The sequence below is a fragment of the Floridaenema flaviceps BLCC-F50 genome (genome assembly GCF_041929275.2).
Lineage (GTDB): Bacteria > Cyanobacteriota > Cyanobacteriia > Cyanobacteriales > Aerosakkonemataceae > Floridanema > Floridanema flaviceps.
In genome coordinates this window covers 343,085-368,836 of the sequence record NZ_JBHFNR020000001.1, presented here as the reverse complement: position 1 = coordinate 368,836, position 25,752 = coordinate 343,085, and the positions used below count along the sequence as shown (strand labels likewise).

The window sequence follows — 25,752 nt, the reverse complement described above, 5'->3', positions numbered from 1 at the left end:
TCAGTACTGTTATATATTAAACTGCAATTCTCAAACTATAGCGGGACTAGTTCCTACAATTTGAGCGGTTACATCTTTATTGCAGTTAAATTTTTGTTTCGACTTCTCTGGAGGAGGGGTAATTTTGTATTTGTTTATATCTCTATCCAGTAAATCAGCAGATACACCTTGATTTGTTAAATTTATTTTATTGAAAGTTCCTGCCCAGAAAATGAAATGAAGAACTTTTGGGTCTGAATTTTAATCGTTGCTTCCTGCCATCAACTGCTTGAGGACATCCAATCCTTTTTTAACCCGTCGAGAGACAGTCACTACGCTAATGTCTAAGCGTTGTGCTACTTCTTTTTGGGTTAGGTCTTGGAAGAAAACGAATTCTAAAATTTCGCGAGTTCGTTCTTCTAATTTAACTAAAGCTTGTTGTAGGCGAATCTGATCTTCTTGGGCTAACTGAAAACTGCGGTAACGAGGATCGGGGACGAGTTCTGCTAAAGGTCGAGATCCGTCTTCGTCATCTCCTACTGGTATATCTAGACTGATGGGGGCGCGATTTTGACAAGCTAATTTAATTTCTTGCCATTCTTCTGGAGGAATTTGTAAGGCAGCTGCAACTTCTGCGTCTGTTGGTTGGCGGTGCAGTTGGCTATGTAATTCTCTGGTGGCTGCTATTCCTTGTCTTTGCAGTGTGAGCCAGCGCCGGGGAATGCGGACTGAGGAGCCTCGATCTCTGAGGTAGTGTTGAATTTCGCCTCTAATGTATGGGAGAGCAAAAGAGCTAAAGGCGTTGCCTTTGCAGATTTCAAATCGCTCGATCGCTCTAATTAATCCTAAGCAGCCTACCTGAAGCAAGTCTTCATAGCTTTCTGTACATTGATTGCTCCAGTAGTGCGCTTCCTTTCTTACTAAGCCGAAGTTCAAATTTACCAACTGATTACGAGTAGTGGCAAAGCCAGTTTTTCGGTATTCTTGCAGCAATTGCAAGCTATCATTTTTTAAATCGTGAGACAGATTGGTAGGCATAGCGGCGTAATGGGGGTAGGTAGGCTGTACCAGGGTTATTTTCGATTCAGTTTTATCACTTTGGCAGTCTGGTGGGCTGTGATCTGCAACAACATAAGTTATTGGGTAATGATTATGTTTTGCTGATTTGCTTGAGCAGACTGGAAATAGAACTGAACCTAACCAAAACTTTGTTAATTTATCACATTATTTGGCGGTGAGTATTACCCAACAGAAGGGTGCTGCTCTACCTGGTGCGAAGTTATATCTTTACCTTAGTCACCTACTATAAGCTCTAACAACCCCATATTTACGGAAGTTTTGATTTAATTGAAACAATCGCTCGACTGCGAAATTTTAATTAAGTGATTTATATAAGTGCAGTTAGGCGATCGCGTTACGTATTTCTAAGTAGAAGCGGGATAATCCTCAGCAAGATTTCATGGTTTTGGTTCCTACTGGCGATTGTACCCCGCCTCCACTCTCGTTTATTGATAGCGTCTGCTGTTTTACTTTGACGATTTTAAGCTCTGTTGAGCGATTCTCTGGGCTTATGCCTGGGATTCAACTCTGGCGTAAAATACGCCCCGAATTTTCACTTCTTTGGGTTCAGCGGCTCCCAAATCGGTATCCGAGGGCTGTTCGCTCTCAAATGTACCAGCAATTTCACCAGTGTTGCTGTCCACTTTGGCTACTCGGAGGGAAATTTTTCCTTTGCCTGTTTCGGCGCGTTTGATGTTAGCACGGGCTAGTTCTTCCCGATCGGCTTGGGAGGGAATTGCCACGGCGCTATCATAACCAGTCGCTTCTCCACGAGCTTTCGGGTCTAGGAAGGCAGCAGACCGATAGGAAGGAACCTTGAATTGTCCTTCAAAGTCGGTGGAAGTGTTGATGCTTTCCGATCCGGGTTGGGATGTGGCTACTAAGTTCTTAATGGTGAACAGGAAAGGTACTCTTTCGCCACCTGGTAACTGAACGGTAATAGCTTGGAAATCTAAGCCATCTTCTTCAACGAAGGTCAAGCTACTGTCAGAGTTAATCTTCAGTTTGCCTTGTACTTGGTCAATGCTGGAGGTGTAACGAGTCAGTAGTTTGCCGGGAATGAATTCAGCTTGTTGGCGTTTGTTAACTGGTTCTTCTTTAACAAAGAAAGTTGTGGGTTGTAAGCACAATCCCTTAATTGCGTATGACTCACCGGATTTAAGTGCGATCGATCCACGAGTTGTTTCTTCTAACTGTGGACAGTTATTTGCTAAACCAGTGCCTTTAATTTGATCGTATGTCAGTTGCTCGGTAGCTGTTGCTGGGCCGTCGCTACAAGCTGTTAGCACGCATAAGCATAATGCTAGGAGTGCAACGATAAAACCGCGATACCTCATGGTCAACCTCTGTACCTAACCTCAATCTCTACTTAAACTCAAATGTGAAAATTATTGCCACTGCCATCAAACATCAAGCCATTTGACTTAGGCAAATGCCAGCTCTGGCTTTGATACCTTGAGTCGGAGGTAGTCGGCTAGACTATTCTCCCTCGAAAAGGAAACCTTTTGAACTGTTGCCTTGTTTTAGGCTAGATTCATTAGATCTTTCATTGGCTCGGCTAAATCTCATACAGCATTTTACAGAATAATGTGCTCACTCCCACTGTTAAATTAACTAATAATTGATCTTGGCTAGTTTGTGTTACGTGGTAGCTGGGACGATCGGGAAAAAAAACTTTTACCCATATCTTCTGGCTTTCAAAAATTAATCTGAATATATTACGATTGATTAACTGATGGTTATTTTTACTAATTATGTGCTTTTAGCTTGACTAACTAGTGCGATGTGGTAGAAATAACTATACAGTAAAAAAGCTTTGTGTTAGCTTTATTTGCCGTCAGCCTGGGAGCCTTGAATCTCTAAGGATGGCAGTCGCTCTGGGAAAAAGTAAGATATATAATCGGATGACATAATTGGATTGTTAGGTGACAAATGATTAAATATTGCGCTAAAACATTTTATTGATAGGAAATAAGGGAGATTGTTTACCGATGTTTAGCCCAATTCAGAAGTTAGGAATCGTAGTATTAGCGGCTTCTAGTTTGGGAATCATTACTAATATAATGAAACCCATGCCATCGTTGGGTCAAGTTGTGATCAAATTTGCGGATGGCACTTACTGTGAAGGAGCATTTCAAGGCGATCGGCTCAACGGTAAAGGGGTTTGCTCGTATAACGATAAAGGTTCTTACAGAGGACAGTTTCGTAATGGTCAGCCGAATGGAATAGGTGTATTTACATTTAAGGAAGGCGATCGCTACCAAGGGCAATTTGTTAACGGTCAACCAAATGGCTATGGAGAATTCATATTCAAAGATGATAACCGTTATCAAGGAGAATTTCGCAATGGTCAGCCAAATGGTAGGGGTACATTTGTATTTACAAATGGCGATCGCTACCAAGGGCAATTTCGCAATGGACAATTTCACGGTACGGGCGTATTTTCTTACGCCAATGGCGATCGCTACCAAGGTCGTTTCGTGACAGGACAAATTCTTGGTGGCGGTGTGTTTACCAGTAATGATGGTACACGCTGTCAAGGAGAATTTTTTAATAATGATTTAGATGGCAGAGGAGTTTGTGTCGATAGTAAAGGTAATCGTTATCGGGGTGAACTTCGTAATGCTTTGCCTCACGGCAGAGGTAACATTGTGTTTGCCGATGGACGCAGTTTTAGCGGTCAATTTCGTAATGGTGAACCAATTCGGTAAACTAATTTGAAGCTAGAAGGAGCCTTAGTTTTTAATTCGTAACTAGTTTAATTTGGACTTTGGTAGTTTTACGCTTATGGCTCCTTTTGGTGAAATAATTACTTTTCCTCCCTGTCTCTCTATTCTATCTATTACTTGCTTGCGAGTACGTTCGTCATTAGCATTTAAGGCATTTACTAATACCATTGCCCAAGCAGCTTCTTGAGCTGATGTCAGATCGGGATCGCCAGCTAAAAATTCAGCGGTTCTTCGAGAAATAGAAGCAATATTTTGACTTTCCTCATCGGAATGTTCACTCGCCCATTCTGCTGCCTTGGCAAAGGATTTTTGCGCTCTTTTAGAATCTCCTAAAAATAATAGTTCATCAATTCCTTTATAGCGCCAAACGTAATAAGCTCCAAGTTGTTGAGGAGTCAGAGATTTTAAGCCTTTTTCCATTAAGGAAATAGTTTTTTCTGGTTCTCCTGCAAATAGAGAAACACTGGTAGATAAAAGTAGATATGATTGCAAAAAATGGGGATCGCGGTCTACAATAATTTCAAAGTAATCTGGACTCAATTCGTACCCAGTGCGATCGCGGGCGACATCATCTCCGAAATATTGGATAAAACTCAGCAATACCCAATCAGCTATTAAGTTACTAAATCCCAACGAAGGTATTTTTTGGATTAACTCAAGTCGGAGTTTTTCTGCTGCCACTTCTCTTCTCAATTCTTCGATCGGTGCAGTTTTGGATTTAGTAATTAATTGGTTCAACTGAGGTAGTTGCAGCCCTATTAACGCTAACAAGCATAGAACAGCTACTAAGGAAGTTACCAGAGAAGGGGCGAATTTCATTCGAGATACACTAAACATAAACATCAATCCACTATTTGTCCGTTAACTTTGAGTAACTCTTTTCTCTATTCAGTACATTTGTACTAAGTGGCAATTAATAAATTTATTTAAATGTCCATAATAGCTAATTGAAGTAAGATATAAATATTGTAACTCGTCTGATGCTCAGGAAGTAATTACAGATATCCTCCTAGTTAATTCTTTATCAAATTATGAAATGCAAAATTTGTCAATCAGAAAGTATTCATTTTGCTAATGCGAAAATTCTGGATAAATATAATATTGATTACTTTAAATGTCAAAATTGCGGGTTTGTCCAAACAGAAGAACCCTATTGGCTATCAGAAGCATATACCAATGCTATAGCAAGTAGTGATGTAGGCTTAGTCTTCCGCAACCTCCAATTCTCTAAGATTACCAGTAACATAATATTTTCTATTTTCGATCATTCTAGTCAATTCTTAGACTACGGTGGTGGTTATGGCTTGTTTGTCCGCCTGATGCGAGATGAAGGATTTGATTTTTATTGGTACGATAAATATTGTGATAATATTTTTGCTAAAGGTTTTATAGCTGAATCAGAAGAGGAGAAATACGAACTAGTAACCGCTTTTGAGGTATTTGAACATTTCAGCGATCCCTTAACAGAAATTCAAAACCTTTTCCAGTTTTCTCGAAACATATTGTTTAGTACAGAACTACTACCCGAAAATAATCCTAAGCCTGGTGAATGGTGGTATTATTCTCTACAAGATGGGCAACATATTGCTATCTATACTGTTAAATCTTTAGCTATAGTCGCTAAACAATTAGGGCTAAATTTCTATTCTAATGGGTTGAATCTACATTTAATCACAGAAAAGCAGATCCCCGAAGTATTATTTGAAAATTTATCTTATGCTCCCCCTCCCAATAATAAAAAACCTTCTTTAATTACTAAAGATTACTTGCAGGTCATTGGTAAAACTGAAGAAATTGAACAAGAATTAACGACTACAAGCCCGCTTGCGCCACAACAAGAAAAATTTAAAGTAATTATCGATGGAGTATTTTTCCAATCATTTAAAACTGGGATTGCTAGGTTGTGGAAATCTTTACTAGAAGAGTGGGTAAAAGACGGTTTTGCAGAGAATATTTTGGTACTAGATCGAGGGGGAACTGTACCCAAAATTTCGGGTGTTAATTACCGAAATATCCAACTTTACAATTATAGTATGACAGCTTTCGATCGCGAAATATTACAAAAGATTTGTGATGAAGAAAATGCCGATCTATTTATTTCTACTTACTATACAACACCTATTTCAACGCCATCTGTATTTATGGCTCATGACATGATTCCCGAAGTTTTAGGATGGGACCTTAGTGAAGCTAGCTGGCAAGAAAAGCATTTTGGTATTCGTCATGGGGTGGCTTACATTACTGTTTCAGAAAATACAGCCAGAGATTTAGTGAGATTTTTTCCCGATATTTCACCAGAGTCAATTACTGTAGCTTATTGTGGTATTGATAGCAATTTCTGCCCAGCAAGTTATGAAGAAATTAGTAATTTTAGAACCAAGTACGGAATTACAAAACCCTACTTTTTATTAGTAGGTGCAAGAAGCGGTTATAAAAACGGCATTTTGTTTTTTCAAGGATTTGATAAACTATATAATAAACATGGATTTGACATTGTTTGTTCCAGTTTCGATCCGGTATTTGAAGATGAATTTCGTGTCTACACTTCTGGTTGCACTGTCCACAAATTACAGCTGAACGATCGGGAGTTAAAAGCTGCTTATTCTGGTGCTGTAGCTTTAGCTTTTCCCTCTCAATATGAAGGATTTGGTTTACCTGTTCTAGAGGCGCTTGCTTGTGGTTGTCCGGTTATTACTTGTCCTAATTCTTCTATTCCAGAAGTAGCAGGAGAAGCAGCATTATATGTAAATCATGATGATGTTGAAGGGATGGTAAATGCTTTATGTGATGTGCAAAAACCTGGAATACGTAACTTATTAATTGAGCTTGGGTTGACGCAGGCGAAAAAGTTTTCTTGGACAAAAATGGCGAATGAAGTGCGATCGGTTTTAATAAAAACAACTCTTCTCAATTTAAAACTCAGAGAAGTTAATCTAATAATTTTCCCTGATTGGTTGCAGTCAGAAGAATCTATATATTCGGAATTGGAAGCAGTAATTAGGGTTTTGGGAACTCATCCAGATAGAAACCAAATCACTCTACTAATCGACACCAGCAATATATCTGAAAATTCTGAAATAGATGTTAATCTCTTTTTATCTAGTGTTGTCATGAATCTTCTCATGGAAGAAGATGTAGATGTTACTGATGGACTGGAAATTTCACCTATTAGCAAACTAGATTCACTGCAATGGGAAGTTTTGTTACCTCGCCTTCATTCTCGGATTAGCTTGAACAATGAAAATGAACAGGCGATCGCACAAGCAAGGCTAGAGACTCTACCATTAATTCAATTAGATAACCTTACCAATATGCGATTTATTTCGGAAGCTTAAATCAGCAGCAGTCTACTGACTAATTTTGAATATACCTTGCCCACATTTGCTGGAAAGCAGTTTCCATTTCACGAGTAAACTGTTCGGCATTCCATAGCGGCGATGTTTGCCTCGACTGTCGTAATTTTCCAGCTATTTTTTGCCGCAAAGCTGCATCTTTGCCTAACTGTACACCCCAGTCTATATATTCTTCATCTGTCCAAGCAATTCCTTCAGTTACGCCGACATTCATCATCATAGTGTAACTATTACGGCTGGCAAATTGTTCGCCCACTTTTGTCACTAAAGGAATACCCATCCACAAGGTTTCTAAAGTAGTGGTTGCTCCATTATAAGGATAAGTATCTAATACGATATCAGCAATTGCTAAATTAGCTCGGTGGATTTCTTCAAAGGCGACATCTGGAAGGAATCTGAGTCGATCGCTACTTATACCTTCTGATTCTGCTATTTTAATAAAAAAGCTTTTCAGGGAATTTTGTTCAGCAGAACCTTTAATTAAAAAATAGCTATTGGGTACTTGTTTAAGGATTTTCATTTGTAACCGAACTGTATCGGGATGTCGCTTAAAACCCATTTGAGAGCTAAAGTAAATAATGGCATCTTGAGGAATTTCTAGGCGATCGCGACGTAAGGTAGGAACTCCAATTTCAAAACCATCTACAGCTAAATAAGTTTTTGGTAATCGCCAAAGAGTTTCGCTATATTCTTGTTGTGCTGTTTCCGGTAAAACATAAGGATCGACTATAAAATAATCAACTGCTGGTATTCCTGAAGCATCCCAACCTAACCAAGTTACTTGAATTGGTGCTGGTTTAAGAGAAGTAATTTCCGAGATTACATCTAATGTGATACTATCTAAATCAACTAAAATATCTATTTCATCTTGATAAATTTGCTCGGCAACTTCCGCTGCTTCCAAACCAAATTTATAAGCTTTATTTACTTGGTTTACATACCATTCCTGTAAGGGATCTTGGCGTTTTTGAGCATTAATTAAATAAGCATAAGTTTGAAACCGATCGCGATCGTGATATTTAAACAACCAACGTGCAATCCAACCTACCGAATGTCTTTTTAAGCAGTGGGATACATAGCCAATTTTTAAAGGTCGAGCGAGAGGATATTTTTGGGTATCAACTTTTCTTGGCGATTGGGAGTAGCGATCGCCAGAATATGATTTAATATTAAACTGACAAATTTCCGCCACTTGATTTTGCAGCCGTCTATTATTTTTCAGGTCATCACGAAAGTAAGGTAAAAAGTAAGTAGAAGAAAACAACCGGATAACTGTCGTTAAATCCAGAGTTTTATCTTCAGCTGTAAATAGAGACAGCAAAAGCGATTCGTGTCTTTGAAAAACCGCAACAGCTTCTGACCAATATTCACCAGCTGCCACCATTAATCCCCGAATAATCAGATGATTAGCAAAAACTTTTTGAGCTAATTCCGGTAATAAGGAATAGCAAAATTTCGCCATTTCTATTCCTTGGGAATACTCACCTGCATCTTGATAAAAACTAGTCAACTGAATCACAACTTCTGGACTAACTGGCTCGAAATTCAAAGCCAATTCCAAAAAACGTGCTGCCAATGCCGCTTTTTGAGCAGAGTAAGCTATTTTAACTGAAGTTACAATTAACCGATCGATAAAAACATAAGGTTCCCGAACATAAGGTATACAAGCAGCGGCAAATTCCAGAGACGATGGATGCAAAGGAGCCACATCTAATACTTTTTCCAATACCTGCATTAACAGTTGGTCATCCAAACCTTGTAATTCAGAAGACTGGAGAATTTCCACAACTCCTAAAGAGTTTAATTCTTCTCCGGTAAAAGTTTCTAACTTAATTGCTAACAAAATTAAGTGTAATAAATTATTAATATCTCCGGGATTAATTTCCCGCAAATGCTGACGAATTAACCAAGCAACTGAATTATCTGATATCGCTTCTCGCCGTTGAGCTTCTGTTTGCAGAACTTCCCACAATTCAGCCGTAAATAGTTCAATTTGTTCTGGATCTGCCTCCGCCATTACTGAGAACCAAGTCATTTGAGCTTCGGCTTCTTTTTCCTGCAAAAGCAACATTAATCCCAAATACCAATAATGGGAAATAGTATCTGGTTGGGCTATTATTGCCTGTTCGTATAAACTAGCAGCCTGACTGTAGTTCCCTTCCAGCAATAATTGATGCCCTTGCTGCTGCCAATTGCCTACATCAGAAGGAGTCATATAAATAAAAGTAGCTCAAATGTAAAATCCCAGTGAGTAGCTTAGACTTTCTACTACCCACTTGGGAAAAAACTTTAAATTATTCAAGTAAACCAAATCTCTAGACTAGATAGGGTTCATGTCATTACAATTAACACCGTCGTTAGTCACATTACCCGATTTGGGGCTATCAGCAGCGGTCTTAGTTTCACACACAACTGCCAAAGAGGTTTTGTCTTGGTTGTTTCCACCAATCAAACCTACTGTTCCAGAATAAGATCTCAAAGCAGTAGGAATTTTGGTTGCCCAAACGCTGACACCGTTAGCTGGTTCGTTTTTGATTTCGTATTTGTAGTTAGCGGTTTGAGTTTTGATACCAACGCCCAGAGAACCCCAAGCCGCTGGTGTGGTCTCAGTGACGAACGAACCATTTTCTGTGTAGTAAGCTTGTTGACCTTTGTTAATCGAACTTACATATTGCTTACCTTCTGCTTGTCTGCCTTTGTTAGCTTGGTTGAGGAAAGATGGCAACGCAATAGCAGCGAGAATACCGATAATAATGATAACTACCAACAGTTCAATTAGAGTGAAACCTTGTTCTCCAGATGCTTGTTTCTTTTGGTTAATGTGTAATAAGAATTTGGTTTTGAATGTAGTATTCATGAGAAGTTTCTCCTTCGGCTCTAGGTGGGTTTTGTTTTCTCCCTTATATATAGAACTTACCCACATCACCTCACTTTCATATCACCTGGTTGAAAATTTTTTTTGGATTTAGCTCAATCCTTTGCAGATTGAGGCTCCAGAAGAATCAAGCCAAGTTGTTCCCAGGTGATTAGCATCTGTTGGAGAGTTTCCCCGGCTTTGTTTAGCGGGGTGGGTTCTAAGGTCACGGGATCTAGCGGTTTTACTTGCAGCCAGCGCTGTAGTAGGGAATTCATAGACTGTCGGCCATCAAATAAAGGTAGAAGGCAGGCTACCGCTGTACTGTCCATGAACAGGGTGGGTTGTTTGACGAAGGGCAGAAATCTGGCGATTTCAAGCATTTTGAGGTTGGTAACGGAGTCCACCATTTCTTGTTTGACTTGTGGGGTTTTCAAGACCGGATGTAGATGCACTAAAGCTGCCTCCCAGTCTGAAATTGTCCAGTCTGCTATTGGTAGGGGTGGGTTGCCAGCAGGGGGGTGAGCGCACCAAAAGTCAAGTAAGCGATGGACAGGATGTAGCAATTCAAATAAATGCAAGCGCTGTTCTTGGGAAAGCTCCGGTAAGTTCATTCCCAAGAATACAGGTAAGTTGTCTGGCTCTTGAAACAGATCGGTCAACTCCCAATGTGGCCAGCGCACCATATTAATGAATTCCAACTCAGCTGCTCTCAAAGCGGCGAACATTTCCTGTACTGTGTAGCCTGTATCTCCCTGGAACAAGTAATTCATCAGAAACCATTCTTCTTCTTGTTCATGTTCGGGTCTCCAGGTACGGGCTTTGAGAAAAACGTCTTCTTTTAAGGCTTTCATTGTTTCCCGAACTACGTCAATTTCTAGTTCTCCGGGGTTTTCGTCCATTAAGCCCATCATTTTAAAGACTTTCTGGGCGGTGAAATAGTTTTTTCGTTGTAGGGAACTATGTAGATTAGTACGGATGATTCCTTCTGGTTTGAGAACCGACTTCATGGCCTGTAATCCCGATGCGATATTCGGCAGAAGATACAGTACTTCGTCGGCGTTAATATAATCGAATTCTTTGCCTAGTTTTGGTAAATCTTCTATGGCGAGAACATGGAATTCTGTATTTGTAAACCCGTGATAATGTAAGCGCTGTTTTGCCAGGTTAACTGAGTTTTCTGATAGGTCAATCCCAACTATTGTTGCTCCTGGATTTGCTACTGCCAAAGCTAGGGATTTGTAACCGCTGCCACAGCCAGCATCTAAAATTACCTTACCTTCTGTTTCGGGGACTTTTTGGGATCTCATGTAGTAAGGAGTGACTAGGCTATGGATATATAGCAATTGAATGTCTGTTGGGTAATAATCTAATGGCTTTCTGGGATAGGGGGCATAATCAAATTGCTGGCGAATTTTCTCGATCGAATCAGATGCTTTTTCCATGACCAAGCTCTCCTAAGTAATGATTCAAAATTAAGTTGCGCTCAAGAATTAACTAGCCATAGTAAGAGTGACAATGGCTGGTATGGGTGTGAGCGATCGAGCCTGTAACCAAAATTTTTTGACCAGGCTCAACCCTATTACTGTGGGCGTTCTAGAAGTACAAACGCTAACGGCTCTAGGTTTGTTAGCATCTGCTTGAGAATCTCGAAGGCTTTTCGTTCTTCGGTGGGCTTCAGGGTGACTGGATCTACGGGTCTGTATTGTAGCCAACGTTGGACTAAAGACTTCATTGGCTGTGAGCCTTCAAATAAAGGTAAGATGCAGGCTCCTACTGTACTGTCCATTAACAGGGTATTACCTTTGAGAAATGGGATAAATCTCCCTATTTCAAGCTGCTTATTATCTTTAAGGCCATCTAAAATTTCTTTTTTGACTTCTGGTACTCTTTGACTGGGATGCAGATGTACCACGACTTTTTGCCAATCTGAATCAGTCCATTGGGCTACAGGTACAGGGGTAGGAGCTACGTTGGGATGACCACACCAAAAGTCTAGCAAGCGGTGGATGGGATGCAACAGTTCATATATATACAACTGTTCTTCGATCGAAAGTTCTGGTAAGCTAATTCCGATTAAAGCAGGTAAATTATTTGGCTCTTTGAACAGATCCAGCAGGTTCCATTGATGCCAATTCACCATGCTGATAAATTCTAAGTCAGCTGCTTTTAAGGCGGCAAACATTTCCGGGATGGTATAGCCGCGATCGCCCTGAAGTAAATAATTAGCTAAATACCATTCTGGGTTGTTTTCATACTGAGTTTTCCAGGTGTTGACTTTGAGTAAAACATCATCTTTCAAAGCGTTCATGGTTGCCCGGACTTGTTCGATTTCTGAGTCTCCTGGAGTTCCATCCATTAATCCCATCAATTTGAACAATTTTTGTGATGTCAAAAATTGAAATCGCGTTCTATAATTATGCAGGTTAGCTCTAATAATTCCTTCGGGTTTGAGAACTGATTTCATTGCCTCTAATCCGGCAATTGCATCTGGCAGTAAGTATAAAGTATCATCGCAATTAATATAGTCAAATTCCCTTCCCAGTTTCGGTAAATCGTAAATGGATAGAGGATAGAATTCTACGTTTTTAAAGCCGTGATAATTTAAACGTTTTTTTGCCAAATTTACTGATTGTTCTGATAAATCAATGCCAACAACTTTGGCTCCTGGGTTTGCTACTGCCAAAGCTAAGGATATAAAACCGCTACCACAACCTGCGTCTAAAATTACCTTACCTTCTGTTTCTATCAATCTTTGGTTTCTGAGGTAATAAGAAGTAACCAGGTTATAAATAGATAAATATTTCCTATCATTTGGATACTGATCCAAGGGAATTCTTGGATAAGGAGCAGCATCAAACTGCTGACGAGTTCTTTCTATTGAGTCATATTCTTGTTCATCCATTTTGGGGCACTCCTGTAGCTGAATTTGGTAAAAATTTGCAATATGGATAACCAGCCTATCTTTATTTAAGTATTCCCCTGATTAGTTAAAAATTACCATCAGCCACTAGAATAGCTTTTGCATAAAACCAGCCTACAGCCTGTGACAATTCGTTAAACTGACGATCTGAGGAAAGCTATGCTATATTAAACGTAGTCGTTATGAGTTTAATTAACTATGGCAAACTCGAATGTAGAGAATGTGGTAATTATTGGTTCTGGGCCTGCGGGGTATACGGCGGCGATTTATGCGGCGCGGGCTAATTTAAAACCGTTTGTATTTGAAGGTTTCCAAGCTGGGGGGTTGCCTGGTGGACAGCTGATGACGACGACGGAGGTGGAAAATTTTCCGGGTTTTCCTGAAGGGATTACTGGGCCGGATTTAATGGATAGGATGAAGGCGCAGGCGGAACGTTGGGGTGCCCAGTTGTTCACGGAAGATGTGACTTTTGTGGATTTAAGTCAACGTCCGTTTGTGGTTCGTTCTGAGGAAAGGGAAGTTAAGGCTCACAGTATTATTATTGCTACAGGCGCGACAGCGAGACGGTTAGGTTTACCTAGCGAGCACCAGTATTGGAGTCGGGGGATTTCGGCTTGTGCGATTTGTGATGGCGCGACTCCGATTTTTCACGGTGCTGAGTTGGCGGTAGTTGGTGGTGGTGATTCGGCGTTGGAAGAGGCGGTTTATTTGACTAAGTATGGTTCTCGCGTGCATTTGTTGGTGCGAAGTGAGAAGATGCGTGCTTCTAAAACGATGCAGGATCGGGCCTTGAGTAACCCCAAAATTACGGTACATTGGAATACTCTGCCTGTGGATGTGGTGGGTGAGGGCGATCGCATGACTGGGATCAAAGTCCGCAACACCCAGACTGAGGAAGAAAGCATTCTAGAGGTGAAGGGTTTGTTTTATGCGATCGGTCACACTCCCAACACTTCTTTGTTTAAGGGACAATTAGAACTTGATGATGTGGGTTACGTTGTCACTAAGCATGGTTCGGTAGAAACTAGTGTGGAAGGCGTGTTTGCTGCGGGTGATGTGCAGGATCACGAGTTTCGCCAAGCGATCACGGCTGCTGGTACTGGTTGTATGGCGGCGATGTTGGCGGAAAGATGGCTTTCAGCTAATAGTTTAATTCAGGAATTCCACAAAACACCTGATGCGGAAAAGGCGGATAGTCCTGATGAAGTGAAGGAAAGCAAAGAGGTGTTAGCGGCTGAGTTTAGTATTGATGATACTCGCCATGAGGGTGGTTATGCGTTGCGGAAGTTGTTCCACGATAGCGATCGCTTGTTGGTAGTTAAGTACGTTTCTCCTCATTGTGGCCCTTGTCATACTTTGAAGCCAATTCTTAATAAAGTGGTAGATGAGTTTGAGGGTAAAATTCACTTCATTGAGGTGGATATTGAGAAAGATCCAGACATTGCGGAAAATGCTGGGGTGACGGGAACTCCGACGATTCAGTTTTTCAAGAATAAGGAGTTGTTGACCCAACTCAAGGGTGTTAAGCCAAAAAGTGAATATCGTGAGTTAATTGAAAGTTATCTCTAATGTTTGATCCCCCCTAACCCCCCGAACTTCGGGGGGGATAAGGCTGCACTTTAAGTCTGCTTCTCAAGCCAAACTTATACTCAGATCTTGCGCCTAGAGGCAGAACCTCCATTTTTCGTTCCCAGGTTGAACCTGGGAACGAGGACACAGGAGGTTCTACCTCCTTTGAGTGCAAGATCTGAGTTTAAGTCTCTCTGGGGGAGGGGAATCTCCGATTTATGGGATTCTTTTTTCGATTTAATATTATGGTAAGGAATGGTCAGATCTAGGTAAAGAAAATAATTTATAGAATGATGGATTTGGCACAACAAGCGGCGGAGTTTTTAGTTAAGGATGAGTACGATCGGGCGATCGCTCTCTACGAGGAATGTATTGCTGCCGATCCTAGTGTTTTGTTTAATTATTGGATGTTGGGATTGAGTTTGCTTTTACAAGGAAGAGAAGAGGAGGCGCAAGCTTGTTGGTTGTCAGCGATAGTAGGAGAAAATTCTCACCAAATAGAAGCGGCAACTAGGGAATTAATTGAGATTTTGGAACTTGCGGGAATTCAACGTTTAGAAGCAGGAAAATATGAACAAGCAGAAAGAATTTATTTACAGATTATAGAACAAGTACCCGATCGTGCTATTGCTTATAAAAATTTAGGTAATGCTGCATTGAATCAAGGGAAGTTGGAGGAGGCGATCGCCTATTACCAACAAGGGATTGAATTAGAACCAAATGAGGCAATAAGTTATTATCATTTGGCGATTGCTTTTCATCAGCTGGATAAGTTAGAAGAAGCGATCGCTTGTTATCAACAGTTTCTGAAGTTTAATGCTAACGATCCGATAGTTTGGAACAATTTGGGTAATGCTTTGCAGAGACAGGGTAAATTTGCGGAAGCGATCGATTGTTACCAAAACTCACTTTCTTTAGATGGCAACAATGCTTTAACTTATAATAATTTGGGAACTGCCTTTAATAGTCAAGGCAATTTAGCCGCAGCACTTGCTTGTTTTGAACAAGGTTTGATTTTAGAACCAAACAATGCTGAATCTCATTACAATCTAGCTACATTTTATCAGGAACAACGTCTGTACGAAAAAGCATTAGCCTGTTGCGATCGGGCTATTGAAATAGAGCCAAATTATACAGATGCTTACTGGGCTCGTTCATTAATTTTGCTCAGATTAGGAGACTTTAAACAGGGTTTTATTGAATACGAATGGCGCTGGCGACGAAAGGAAAACAAACCACGTACTTTATCAAAACCTATTTGGGATGGCGCAAATTTAGCAGGTAAAACTATTTTACTGCAAGCGGAACAGGGCATGGGAGATTTGATTCAATTTATCCGCTATGTACCTTTATTGGTAAAGCTTGGAGGTCGTGTTGTAGTGGAATGTCACCCGCCACTTGTCAGGTTATTAAAAAGTGTTGCAGATCTAGAAAAAGTAGTAGCTATAGGCGAAAAGTTGCCGGAATTTGATGTTTATATTCCCTTTCTCAGTTTACCTAGACTTTTTGGCACAACTTTAGAAACAATCCCCGCAGAAACTCCCTATTTAAAAACTGTGGAATCGAGCAGTTTAAAACTGGAAACACCTCTGGATAATTGTCTAAAAGTTGGGTTAGTCTGGGCGGGTAATCCTGAACATTTAAGCGATCGGCAAAGATCCACTTCGTTGCACAATTTTTTACCACTGTTTAACCTGAAAAATATTACTTTTTACAGTTTACAAAAAGGTGCAAAATCAGCAGAAATTAGCGAAATTGATTGTCCGGCAAACTTGTTAAATTTAAACAGTAAAATTCATGATTTCGCTGATACTTCGGCGGTGATATCGCAACTGGATTTAGTCATCACTGTAGACACCTCTGTTGCCCATTTAGCTGGTGCATTGGGTAAGCCAGTATGGGTGCTTTTATGTTACAATGCCGACTGGCGATGGATGACTGAGCGAGAGGATAGCCCTTGGTATCCAACTATGCGTTTATTCCGTCAAAATCGCTCTGGAGATTGGCAAGAATTAATCGAAAGGTTAGCCCAATCTTTGCAAGAATTAGCATCAAGTAATCATGGTTAAAGCTACTAAGTGATTTGTCCTGTGCGTCAGACACCAAAATGCCTGGTAAATTGCGTTAAGTAAGTAGGTAGATATAAGTAAAGTGAAAACTCTCGTCGGGCTCTCCTGCCCACCCCACAAGAGTTGCAGCTTTCTTGTGGGGTGGGCAGGAGAGCCCGCCCCATCCTCATATAACTATTATCACTTTATTTATTTACACCTACTTAATAGTCTTATTTTATAACTTCTAAAACCATTTCAATTTGCTCTATCAAATTATTGTAATATGCGCTTTCTGAGAGTAAAAATGCGACATCAACCTCTGGTTCTGGGTGGAGGTTGAACCAAAAAGAACTCGGTTTATAAAAGGTTTCAATTAATTCAAAATTAACACCTAAATATAGTCCAAGTGGCGAATTAGCAGCTTGTTCTTCTATCCATTTACGATTTAATCTTTGGGAAAAAAGCGATAATCCCATAGGAGTTACTACACGCACATGAGTAGGGTCATCAAAAAAGAAATCGTGACGATGATGAGGTACAACAATCCTAATTTTTGCTCCTGGTTGACAGATGCGATACATTTCTTTAATCATATTCAAATATATTTTGCTATCTTGCCCTAAATGTTCCAAAACATGAATTAGCAGGATTTCAATTACTGAATTATCTTTCCAAGGCCAAGGAAAAGTTTCTAAGTCGTGTTTGACATCGGGATTACCGTATTTATCTACGTTGATATAACCCTCAAAGTGTCTTTCACCACAACCTAAATTCAGCCGTAAGTCAGTCATACTTGTAGTTTGCATTGATTTTTCTAAGTTATGCCAGCGAAATTTAAAATGTTTAAAAGTTGGTTGGGATTGACGAAAATATCCTCGATTCTAGCGTTGGGATATAGAAGTTTATGTAGATAGAATCCTTCAGGATTTTCACCTAATAAATAGTGATTTGTCCTGTGCGTCAGACACCACAATGCCTGGTAAATCACAAGAATTCTCTGCTTCTGACGCACCCTACGGAATATAACTAGAAGATAAATACGGCAAGGGTTCAAGTATCCTTAGTCCAAAACTCTGTAGTAGAGACGTTGTATGCAACGTCTCTACTCTACAGTATGGCTCATCCCAGTTTTTCAATTATTACTTGATATCCTTGATGAAGAACTTTAATTTTATCATGAAAAGCTGTTAAAAAAGCATCTACCCCAACTTTACTACTTTGATTAGGTTGATCGGTAAGATTAAAACCATAATCATCAAAAATTATTATTCCCCCCACTTTTACCAGATCCCATCCTAACACTGCATCTGTCAGAACATCACTTGCTACATGAGAACCATCAATGTAGAGTACATCATAGAAATTTAAAGGCAGAGTTCGCATTACCTCTTGCGACCTTCCAATCTTTTTTTTGACTTTTTCTGGTGTTCCTGTGCAAGCAATATTAAAATCAAATCGCTCCTCAATAGTCTTAAGACAACCCTCCTGATTATCCTCAAAGATATCTATGCAAGTAATCTCGGCAGATTCATGAGTTAAAATGTTATCCAATAGCCAACAAGTAGACCTCCCTTCCCAAGAGCCTATTTCTAAAAAGTGTAGGCTAGCTAAATTCGCAAACTTTTGCAAATACTCTTGCCAGATTGGAATATTCCAACTAAACCAATCTTGGCTAAATTGATATCCTTTTTCTTTATTATAGATTTCATATTTTGCCCAAGCTAATTTCAATCCAGCGTCGCTAAAATTTGGTTCTACCTTCAGAGCTTTTTGAAAATAATTTATTCCTTTCTCCCAGTCACCTATACTCACTAAGGCTATTCCTAAATTGTAATATACTCCTGCCTTATTTGGACTAGAGATATTTTTTTCTATTTCTATATCTTTTGGCAATTGATTAATAGCTTCTGCTAAGATTACTTTGACTTCATTTAACAATCCTAATTCCACAGATAGCCAAACAATAAATAGTAGATTATCCAAATTTTCTGGAGCAAATTCGTAGATATACTGGCGAATAACCAGAGCATATTTCAAGTCAGCAATTGCTTCCATTTTTTGGGCTGCTACTGTTAATATCTCAACTAATTCGGCTGTCCAGGTATCAATTTGTGCCAGACTTCCCTCAACCATTGCTGACATCCAGGTAACCTGAGCTTCTGCTTCTTTTCCTTGTAACAGTAAAGCTAGCCCTAGATGCCAATAGTTAGACATCTGTGTTGGGTCAGCTACGATACTTTGCTCGTAAAGAGCTATTGCTTCAGTATTCAATCAGACCTCTTTTTTTTCTTGAACATAACCGATTTAGTCTAACTCCAGTTGATCAGCTTATGCCAGCCAAATTTACAATGTTTAGTAAATCAGTGGGGTTGACGAAAATATCCTCAATTCGAGCATTTGGATAGAGAAGTTTATGCAGGTAGAATCCTTCGGGATTTTCGCCTAGTAAATAGTAATATTCAAGGTTGATTAGATTGCTAACTAGCCAGTAACAAGGATATACATAATTAGGTGAAAAAATTTCTATCACTTTTGTTCCTGGTTGGCAGAAGACAATGTTAGTTAGTCCGCCGCCGTGAGGAGCTATTACTACTTTAGCATTGGTTAACAATGCTGCTTGTTCAATTACAGACATTGATTCTAAAACGATACTTTGAAAACCCAACTTTTCCAATAAGTCAATAATCTCATATTCGTTAATAATTCTCCGATTGGCTGTGTCTTTGCGACTAATATAAAGGCGTTCTATTTTTTCGGTTTTGGTAATAGCTGGTTGTGGCAAAAATTGAGTTCTGAGAAAATCACAAACCCATTGGGGCATCCAGGCTATAGTACTAGGAAATGATGGTATTACTAATTTAGTTGCTTGGATATGAGGATATTTATGAGTTTCGAGGATTTTTGTTTCGGGAATTCCTAATAGGTTCAGAGTTTCTTTCTGAAAAGGAAGATGACTACTAACTAAAAATTTTTCTATTTCGGTGATTTCTATATTACTACGATGCAGTAATTCTATGCGAGGAAGGATATCAAACATCCAATGAAAATATGTGTCATTTAAAAGTCCGGCTAAAATTGCTACGGTTCCATTTAGCTTTTCAATAGGCGGTAATTTACTTAAGGAAAAAATCGAATGTTTGCTAGGATGATTATCTGGATGTCCGGGACTTAAAACTGGAAATTCTGGGGAAATATCGCCTAATAGCTGATTGTCTGAGGTGATGACGGCGCTTTTATCTTGGGCTTGATTTAACCAGAAATGTGCATTTGGTACGATCGCCACAAAGCTAGCTGGTAATTCAATTTTATTGCCAAATCTAAAACTAAAATGTATATTTTTATCTGGGGTAAGAGGGGGAGTTAAATGAATTGTTTTTTGCGAATAAATCGGCAAGTAATTAGTATTTTCTAACCTTTGACTAACAGCCCAATCTAAGGTAGTCTCATAAAAGTTTAGGGGCGTTTCTACTGGCAACAATTCTTGAAAAGATTGAGCTTTTTGATTCAGCCAACTTTGCTGAGACAAATTTATCATTAAATCATAGATTGATTGAGCCATATCTGGCTTAATTTGCATTACTTTTTGGAAACAGGTAAGTGCTTTTTCGGGCTGATTTTGTTGAGCTAGAGTAATTCCTAAATTCCAGTAAGTTTGGCTAGATTCTGGCTGAAGTTCTAGGCTTTTGTGAAAATTGGCGATCGCTTCATCCAACTGACCAATATTTGATAATGCACAACCTAAATAAAAATAAGTTTCGGGATTTTCTGGGTTGATTTTTAATGCTTGATTGTAAATGGCGATCGCTGCTAATAAATCACCTTTTTTAGCTAAAGCTATTCCTAAATTTAGATAAATGCTATCTTGGGAGGGTGCTAGATCGATGGCTTTTTGATAGTTGGCGATCGCACTTTCCAATTCTCCTATCTCTGCCAAGACTTTTCCCATTTCTAAGTAAATTTCTGATGAGTCAGTTTTCAGTTCAGATGCTTTCTGATAAAGGGCAAATGCTATAGGTAAATTTTTAGCTCTAGCTAGTATATTTCCTAAATAAAAATAGGTTTCAAAACTATTCCCTTGCAGGTGTAAAGCTTTTAATAAGCAAGCATTAACATCAATATTTTCGCTGGATTTTTCCTGTTGATTTATAATTTCTTGCCAATGATAGTAGGATTGAGCAAAACTTGGACTTAGCTGAATAGCTTGACTGAATAAAGAAATGGCTTGTTCAAGTTGGTTTTGCCGCAATAAAAGATATCCTAAATCGCTGTACGCCAGGGTATAATCTGATTTAATTTCTATTGCTGTTTGGAAACAGGCGATCGCTTCATCGAAACTACCTATTTGATCAAAGCATAACCCTAAATTATAGGCTGTGTAATCATCTGGTTGCAGTTCTAAAACTTTTAAATAATTGGCGATCGCATCAGGAAATTTCTCTAACTTTTGCCACACACTTGCCTGATTTTTATAAGCATCAACTAAATCAGGTTGAAGTTCTATTGACTGTTGCCAACATTCGATTGCTCGATCGAAATTTCCCTGCTGGGCTAAAGCATTTCCCAAATTATAATAAGCTTCAGTTTGAGTGGCATCTAGTTCTAAAATTTGCCAGTAAATTTTTTCTGCTAATTGCAGTTTTCGCGAGTCAAGATATTCCTTAGCTTTTGTTGTCAAAATCTCCAGCAATTCTACTATTAAGTTATCCATTTCTTCTGGCGTTTCCGTCATTACTGATAGCCAGATTGCTTGTGCTTCTGATTCTTCTCCTTGTAACAACCAAGCAAGTCCAAGATACCAATAGTTAGATGTTAAAGCTGGATTCGCCTGAATACACTGTTCGTAGAGTGCGATCGCTTGATTGTACTCCCCTTGATTCAAATATTCAGTCGCTTGTTGTGCGATTTTAGTAATATCCATTACTCAGTAGATTCTTAATGAATTTATATATTTGGCAAACTCAAAGATTCTTGAGTCAAAGCAAACATATCTGACAGTTATAATAAAACTAATTTACCCAAATGGCTAAGTCGAAGCCGAAAAATTTAACCATAAGCTTTAAACAAAAGGTAAATTCAGATGGATATCTTAATTATTACTGCGGCAGATGCTAAATACTTCGATCTAGTGCAAGGAACAATTCTGTCAATTCGGCAGAAACCAGAGGGGAAAAATGTTAACATTGGATTTTTTGATTTGGGATGCACGCCGGAACAAGTTCAGTGGTTAGAAAAGCAAGTAAATTTCATTGAACGCCCAAATTGGGAGTTTGATTTTCCGGGTAAAAATGAAGCACCAGAACATTTTAAGGGACTGTTAGCACGTCCTTTTTTGCGTCGCTACTTTCCGAATTTTGAAGTTTATTTTTGGATTGATGCAGATGCTTGGGTACAAGATTGGCAAGCAATCAATTTGTTTGTTGAAGGCGCTAAAAAACAGGGATTAGCAATTGTTCCCGAAATCGATCGCAGTAGTCATATTCAATATGGTGAGCTACCCGAAGGGAGATGGCAATGGATGTTTCGACGATATCAAGAAGCTTTTGGCGAAGAAGTTGCCAATAAATTCTATAGTTATCCTTTATTAAATGCTGGGGTTTTTGCGCTACATAAAGATGCGCCGCATTGGGAAATTTGGGCAGAATGTTTGCAACAAGGATTGCAGCAATCTGTCTCTTTGATGACCGATCAATTTGCGCTCAATTTAGCTATTTATAATCGAGGATTATTTGAGCAAACTGAACTACTTCCGGCTTGGTGTAACTGGACTTGTCACTCGGCTGCACCCGCTTGGAGTAAAGAAAAATCTTGTTTGGTAGAGCCTTATTTACCTCACACAAATATCGGCATTGTACATCTGACTTACGAAAAGTACGATCGCGTAGAATTGCTAACCACAGATAAAGATTTAATTGAAGTTAGCTTACGTTATAGTGAAAAATCATTGCCCAACAAAGGTGAAGCTATTAAAAGGGAAAAAATAGCAACGGCAAATGATAACGAACAAGCCGACTCTTTACCCGTTGGGGATTACGTTTCTCCAGGTTGTGAAATAATCCGTCCCGATGATTGTTTTCCTAATATGATTATCGGAGATCGAGATAATTGTAATTGGCCTTATTTGCGACGAGAAATCCCCCATAATTGGTATGCGGATCGACGCTATGCAACTGTTGGATTTGTTAGTCGTGATGAAGCGCATATACTTTATAATACAGCCCTTAAATTTCCAGGTAAAAAAGCTTTAGAAATTGGCTGTTGGTTGGGTTGGTCAGCCTGTCATTTAGCTTTGGCAGGAGTTACATTAGATATCATAGATCCTATATTAATGAATGAGGAAATATATGAAAGTGTAGTTAGCTCACTTACAGCGGCGAAAGTTATTGATTCAGTTAAACTAATTAAAGGTTTTAGTCCTCTGGCGGTAGAGGAATTAGTTAATCAGTCGCCAAGGAAATGGTCGTTAATTTTTATCGACGGAGATCATGAAACTCCTGCACCTTTGCTAGATGCGATCGTCTGCGAACAATTTGCCGAAGCAGATGCAATAATTTTGTTTCACGATTTAACTTCCCCTGATGTAACTCAAGGTTTAGATTACCTCAAACAAAGGGGATGGAACACCATGATTTATCAAACTATGCAAATTATGGGAGTAGCATGGCGCGGAAATGTTGAACCTTTTATTCATTATCCTGACCCTAATATAGAATGGAATTTACCATTACATTTGCAGCAATATCCGGTTAGCGGTATCGACAACAAAGGGAAAGAATCCCATGAAAATTTAGCTGCAATTGAATCAATTAATTTAGTAGAAAATCTGCCAATAAATATTACTTTTAATTTTCCTGAATTTGATAGCAAAGAAGTAGTTGAAAGTTTGCAGAAAGGAAAAGCAAGTTTTATTGCTGGAAATTTAGACGAAGCTTTGCCCGAATTTACTAAAGCAGTTCAACTAAATCCCCTCTCTTGGATGGGTAACAAATACCTGAGTTTAATTCATTGGCAAAAAGGAGATTTAGAAACCAGCCTAAAACATTATTTAGTAGCAACTCAATCAAGTAATTTGCTAAGTAGTTATAGCAGTAATGATGAATTTTTAAAACTTATTGCAGCCGTTCGTTCCTATACAATGCTGAGTCAAGCGCGATTATTTTCTCTTTATAACTTAGCAAAACAAATTTGTTTAGATGATATCCCAGGCAATTTCGTTGAGTGCGGAACTTGGCGTGGTGGAACAGCAGCAATGTTAGCTTTTGTAATCAAAAAATATAGTTTACGTCCGCGAATTTTATATGTATTTGATACTTTTGCTGGAATGCCCGATCCTACTGATGCGGATCTACATGATGGCATACCTGCAAATGATACTGGTTTAGGTTCTGGTACTTTAAAAGCTTCCATAGTTGATGGTTTAGATGTTGTTTGTAAATCTCTAGATGTGAGAGATATTGTTGTTCCAGTACAAGGGTTATTTTCTGATACTTTGCCGCAATATAAATCAGAAATAGGTGATATTGCTTTGCTGCACGCTGATGGGGATTGGTATCAATCAACAATGGATATATTTAATAATTTGTTCGATCGCGTTGTCGATGATGGGATTATTCAAATCGATGATTATGGTTTTTGGGAAGGATGTAGAAAAGCGATTCATGAAATTGAACGCGCTAAAATGATGACTTTTTCTCTCAGGGCAATTGACGATACTGGTGTATGGTTTCGCAAAGAAAATACAATTGAATATGATGCTTGGCGTGGTGTATGGTTTTTAGCAGAAACAGCAGAAAAAATGGGTGATGTAATGTTAGCCCAAAAAGCGGCACGCACTACTTTAAAATTAGTACCAAGGTTGCTAGCAGCAGAAAAAATGCTGTCTCGTTTGCACCAACCTTCGGTTAAAGAAGAACTAAATTTGCGAAAATTGAATTTTATTTTATTCCCTGATTGGAGTCAACCGGAAGAGTTATTGTTGCCAGAAATAAAAACTATAATGAGAGGTATTTTAACTCATCCTGAAAGAGAGCAGATAACTCTGTTGATTGTAACTGACGATCGCCACAAAGAATCAGCAGAAATGACTATTTCCGGGACGGTAATGGAGATTTTATACGAAGATGATTTAGATATTTCTCAACAACCGGAAATTACTTTTGTCGGTAAACTAAGTAAAACGGAATGGTCAACGCTGCGTCAGCAAATTAACAGTAAAATAAACATAAATAGGGAAAATAGTCAAGGAATTGCCGAAGCAGGAATGACAGATTTACCTGTTTGGGAGTATGATTTAGTTTAAGTAAATTCTCGCTGGTGCAATGACTCCGACAAAAGTTCAGTTTCCCCAATTTTTACGATTTTCCCGAAGTGCTAACCTTTCGATGCAATTAATGGCGATCGGGTTTATCATTACTTTATTCTTCGTCTTGGTTGCTATTTTAGCGCCGACATTTCAATCTTGGGGATGGTTACAAGATCCCACACAGTCATTAAAAAATCCGATTAACGAACCTCCTTCTTGGCAACATTGGTTTGGTACAACTAACCAAGGTTACGATGTTTTTTCCCGGACTTTGTTTGGTTCTCAAGCAGCATTACAAGTAGTAATTCTCGCCACTGTTTTAAGTTTATCCATCGGTGTACCTTTAGGTTTAGTTAGTGGATATTTAGCAGGAAGATTAGACAGAATATTGCTATTTTTGATGGATAGCATTTACACTTTGCCGGGGTTATTATTGTCGGTAACTTTAGCTTTTGTGGTGGGTAAAGGGGTGGTGAATGCGGCGATCGCACTTAGTATATCCTACATTCCTCAATATTACCGAGTTGTGAGAAACCACACAGTTAGCGTCAAAAACGAACTATTTATTGAAGCAGCGCAAGCAATGGGTGCAGACACTTGGACAGTGCTTTCTCGCTACTTGTTTTTAAATGTAATTCAAAACGTTCCGGTATTATTTACTCTCAACGCCGCCGATGCTATTCTCATACTTGGAGGTTTGGGATTTTTGGGATTAGGACTTCCCGACGAAGTACCAGAATGGGGACATGATTTAAAATTAGCCTTAGAAGCATTACCCACAGGTATTTGGTGGACTGCCCTTTTTCCTGGTTTAGCCTTAACCTTATTAGTAGTAGGATTATCCTTATTAGGTGAAGGATTGAGCGAATTTTTCAATCCCAAATCTAGAAGACAAGAGTAAAATCAAATCGAAAATATAAAATCTAAAATCGCAAG

16 protein-coding genes are annotated in these 25,752 nt (G+C 39.1%); 6 read left to right on the top strand and 10 right to left on the bottom strand.

Annotated elements, in window-relative coordinates; translation table 11 throughout:
• Nucleotides 1-240 precede the first annotated feature (240 nt).
• Together ACE1CI_RS01755 and ACE1CI_RS01750 are read right to left on the bottom strand one after the other, a co-directional pair.
• The gene (locus ACE1CI_RS01755; RefSeq protein WP_413267725.1) at nucleotides 241-1,017 is read right to left on the bottom strand and encodes an RNA polymerase sigma factor SigF; all 777 of its coding nucleotides are present in this window, start codon (nucleotides 1,015-1,017) and stop codon (nucleotides 241-243) included.
• Between the two features lie 530 nt (nucleotides 1,018-1,547).
• Nucleotides 1,548-2,375, bottom strand: a complete 828-nt coding sequence (locus ACE1CI_RS01750) for a photosystem II manganese-stabilizing polypeptide (protein ID WP_413267726.1) — start codon at nucleotides 2,373-2,375, stop codon at nucleotides 1,548-1,550.
• A gap of 654 nt (nucleotides 2,376-3,029) precedes the next feature.
• On the opposite strand from ACE1CI_RS01750, the gene ACE1CI_RS01745 reads away from it, so the two are divergent.
• On the top strand, nucleotides 3,030-3,749 hold the full coding sequence (locus ACE1CI_RS01745; RefSeq protein WP_413267727.1) for an MORN repeat-containing protein: 720 nt from the start codon (nucleotides 3,030-3,032) through the stop codon (nucleotides 3,747-3,749).
• A 42-nt stretch (nucleotides 3,750-3,791) separates the two neighbouring features.
• On the opposite strand, the gene ACE1CI_RS01740 is transcribed toward ACE1CI_RS01745, so the two are convergent.
• Nucleotides 3,792-4,604: a hypothetical protein gene (locus ACE1CI_RS01740; protein ID WP_413267728.1), complete on the bottom strand. Its 813-nt coding sequence runs from the start codon at nucleotides 4,602-4,604 to the stop codon at nucleotides 3,792-3,794.
• Nucleotides 4,605-4,798: 194 nt separating this feature from the next.
• Here ACE1CI_RS01740 and ACE1CI_RS01735 point away from each other — a divergent pair, with 194 nt between their 5' ends.
• Nucleotides 4,799-7,102, top strand: coding sequence for a methyltransferase domain-containing protein (locus ACE1CI_RS01735; RefSeq protein ID WP_413267729.1), 2,304 nt, complete (start codon nucleotides 4,799-4,801; stop codon nucleotides 7,100-7,102).
• Between the two features lie 19 nt (nucleotides 7,103-7,121).
• Here ACE1CI_RS01735 and ACE1CI_RS01730 read toward each other — a convergent pair whose 3' ends face one another.
• The 4 genes from ACE1CI_RS01730 to ACE1CI_RS01715 form a co-directional block, all read right to left on the bottom strand.
• On the bottom strand, nucleotides 7,122-9,335 hold the full coding sequence (locus tag ACE1CI_RS01730) for an O-linked N-acetylglucosamine transferase, SPINDLY family protein (protein ID WP_413267730.1): 2,214 nt from the start codon (nucleotides 9,333-9,335) through the stop codon (nucleotides 7,122-7,124).
• Nucleotides 9,336-9,440: 105 nt separating this feature from the next.
• On the bottom strand, nucleotides 9,441-9,977 hold the full coding sequence (locus ACE1CI_RS01725; protein ID WP_413267731.1) for a type IV pilin-like G/H family protein: 537 nt from the start codon (nucleotides 9,975-9,977) through the stop codon (nucleotides 9,441-9,443).
• Nucleotides 9,978-10,090: 113 nt separating this feature from the next.
• Nucleotides 10,091-11,419, bottom strand: coding sequence for a class I SAM-dependent methyltransferase (locus tag ACE1CI_RS01720; RefSeq protein ID WP_413267732.1), 1,329 nt, complete (start codon nucleotides 11,417-11,419; stop codon nucleotides 10,091-10,093).
• Between the two features lie 137 nt (nucleotides 11,420-11,556).
• Nucleotides 11,557-12,879 carry a class I SAM-dependent methyltransferase gene (locus tag ACE1CI_RS01715; protein ID WP_413267733.1) on the bottom strand — a complete coding sequence of 441 codons (1,323 nt, stop codon included), beginning with the start codon at nucleotides 12,877-12,879 and terminating at the stop codon, nucleotides 11,557-11,559.
• A 216-nt stretch (nucleotides 12,880-13,095) separates the two neighbouring features.
• Between ACE1CI_RS01715 and trxB the strand changes: the two genes are divergently transcribed.
• The gene (trxB, locus tag ACE1CI_RS01710; protein ID WP_413267734.1) at nucleotides 13,096-14,466 is read left to right on the top strand and encodes a thioredoxin-disulfide reductase; all 1,371 of its coding nucleotides are present in this window, start codon (nucleotides 13,096-13,098) and stop codon (nucleotides 14,464-14,466) included.
• A 290-nt stretch (nucleotides 14,467-14,756) separates the two neighbouring features.
• Complete coding sequence (locus tag ACE1CI_RS01705; protein ID WP_413267735.1) at nucleotides 14,757-16,535, top strand: tetratricopeptide repeat protein; 1,779 nt, start codon at nucleotides 14,757-14,759, stop codon at nucleotides 16,533-16,535.
• 212 nt (nucleotides 16,536-16,747) lie between these two features.
• On the opposite strand, the gene ACE1CI_RS01700 is transcribed toward ACE1CI_RS01705, so the two are convergent.
• The 3 genes from ACE1CI_RS01700 to ACE1CI_RS01690 form a co-directional block, all read right to left on the bottom strand.
• On the bottom strand, nucleotides 16,748-17,323 hold the full coding sequence (locus ACE1CI_RS01700) for a class I SAM-dependent methyltransferase (RefSeq protein ID WP_413267736.1): 576 nt from the start codon (nucleotides 17,321-17,323) through the stop codon (nucleotides 16,748-16,750).
• 313 nt (nucleotides 17,324-17,636) lie between these two features.
• Nucleotides 17,637-18,788 (bottom strand): class I SAM-dependent methyltransferase, encoded by a 1,152-nt coding sequence (locus ACE1CI_RS01695; protein WP_496615190.1) that lies wholly within the window; start codon nucleotides 18,786-18,788, stop codon nucleotides 17,637-17,639.
• 52 nt (nucleotides 18,789-18,840) lie between these two features.
• A complete protein-coding gene (locus ACE1CI_RS01690; RefSeq protein ID WP_413267738.1) occupies nucleotides 18,841-21,435 on the bottom strand; it encodes a tetratricopeptide repeat protein in 2,595 nt (864 codons plus the stop codon).
• Between the two features lie 159 nt (nucleotides 21,436-21,594).
• Here ACE1CI_RS01690 and ACE1CI_RS01685 point away from each other — a divergent pair, with 159 nt between their 5' ends.
• Both ACE1CI_RS01685 and ACE1CI_RS01680 read left to right on the top strand, forming a co-directional pair.
• On the top strand, nucleotides 21,595-24,813 hold the full coding sequence (locus ACE1CI_RS01685; RefSeq protein WP_413267739.1) for a TylF/MycF/NovP-related O-methyltransferase: 3,219 nt from the start codon (nucleotides 21,595-21,597) through the stop codon (nucleotides 24,811-24,813).
• A 19-nt stretch (nucleotides 24,814-24,832) separates the two neighbouring features.
• On the top strand, nucleotides 24,833-25,717 hold the full coding sequence (locus ACE1CI_RS01680) for an ABC transporter permease (protein ID WP_413267740.1): 885 nt from the start codon (nucleotides 24,833-24,835) through the stop codon (nucleotides 25,715-25,717).
• The last annotated feature ends 35 nt before the right edge of the window (nucleotides 25,718-25,752 follow it).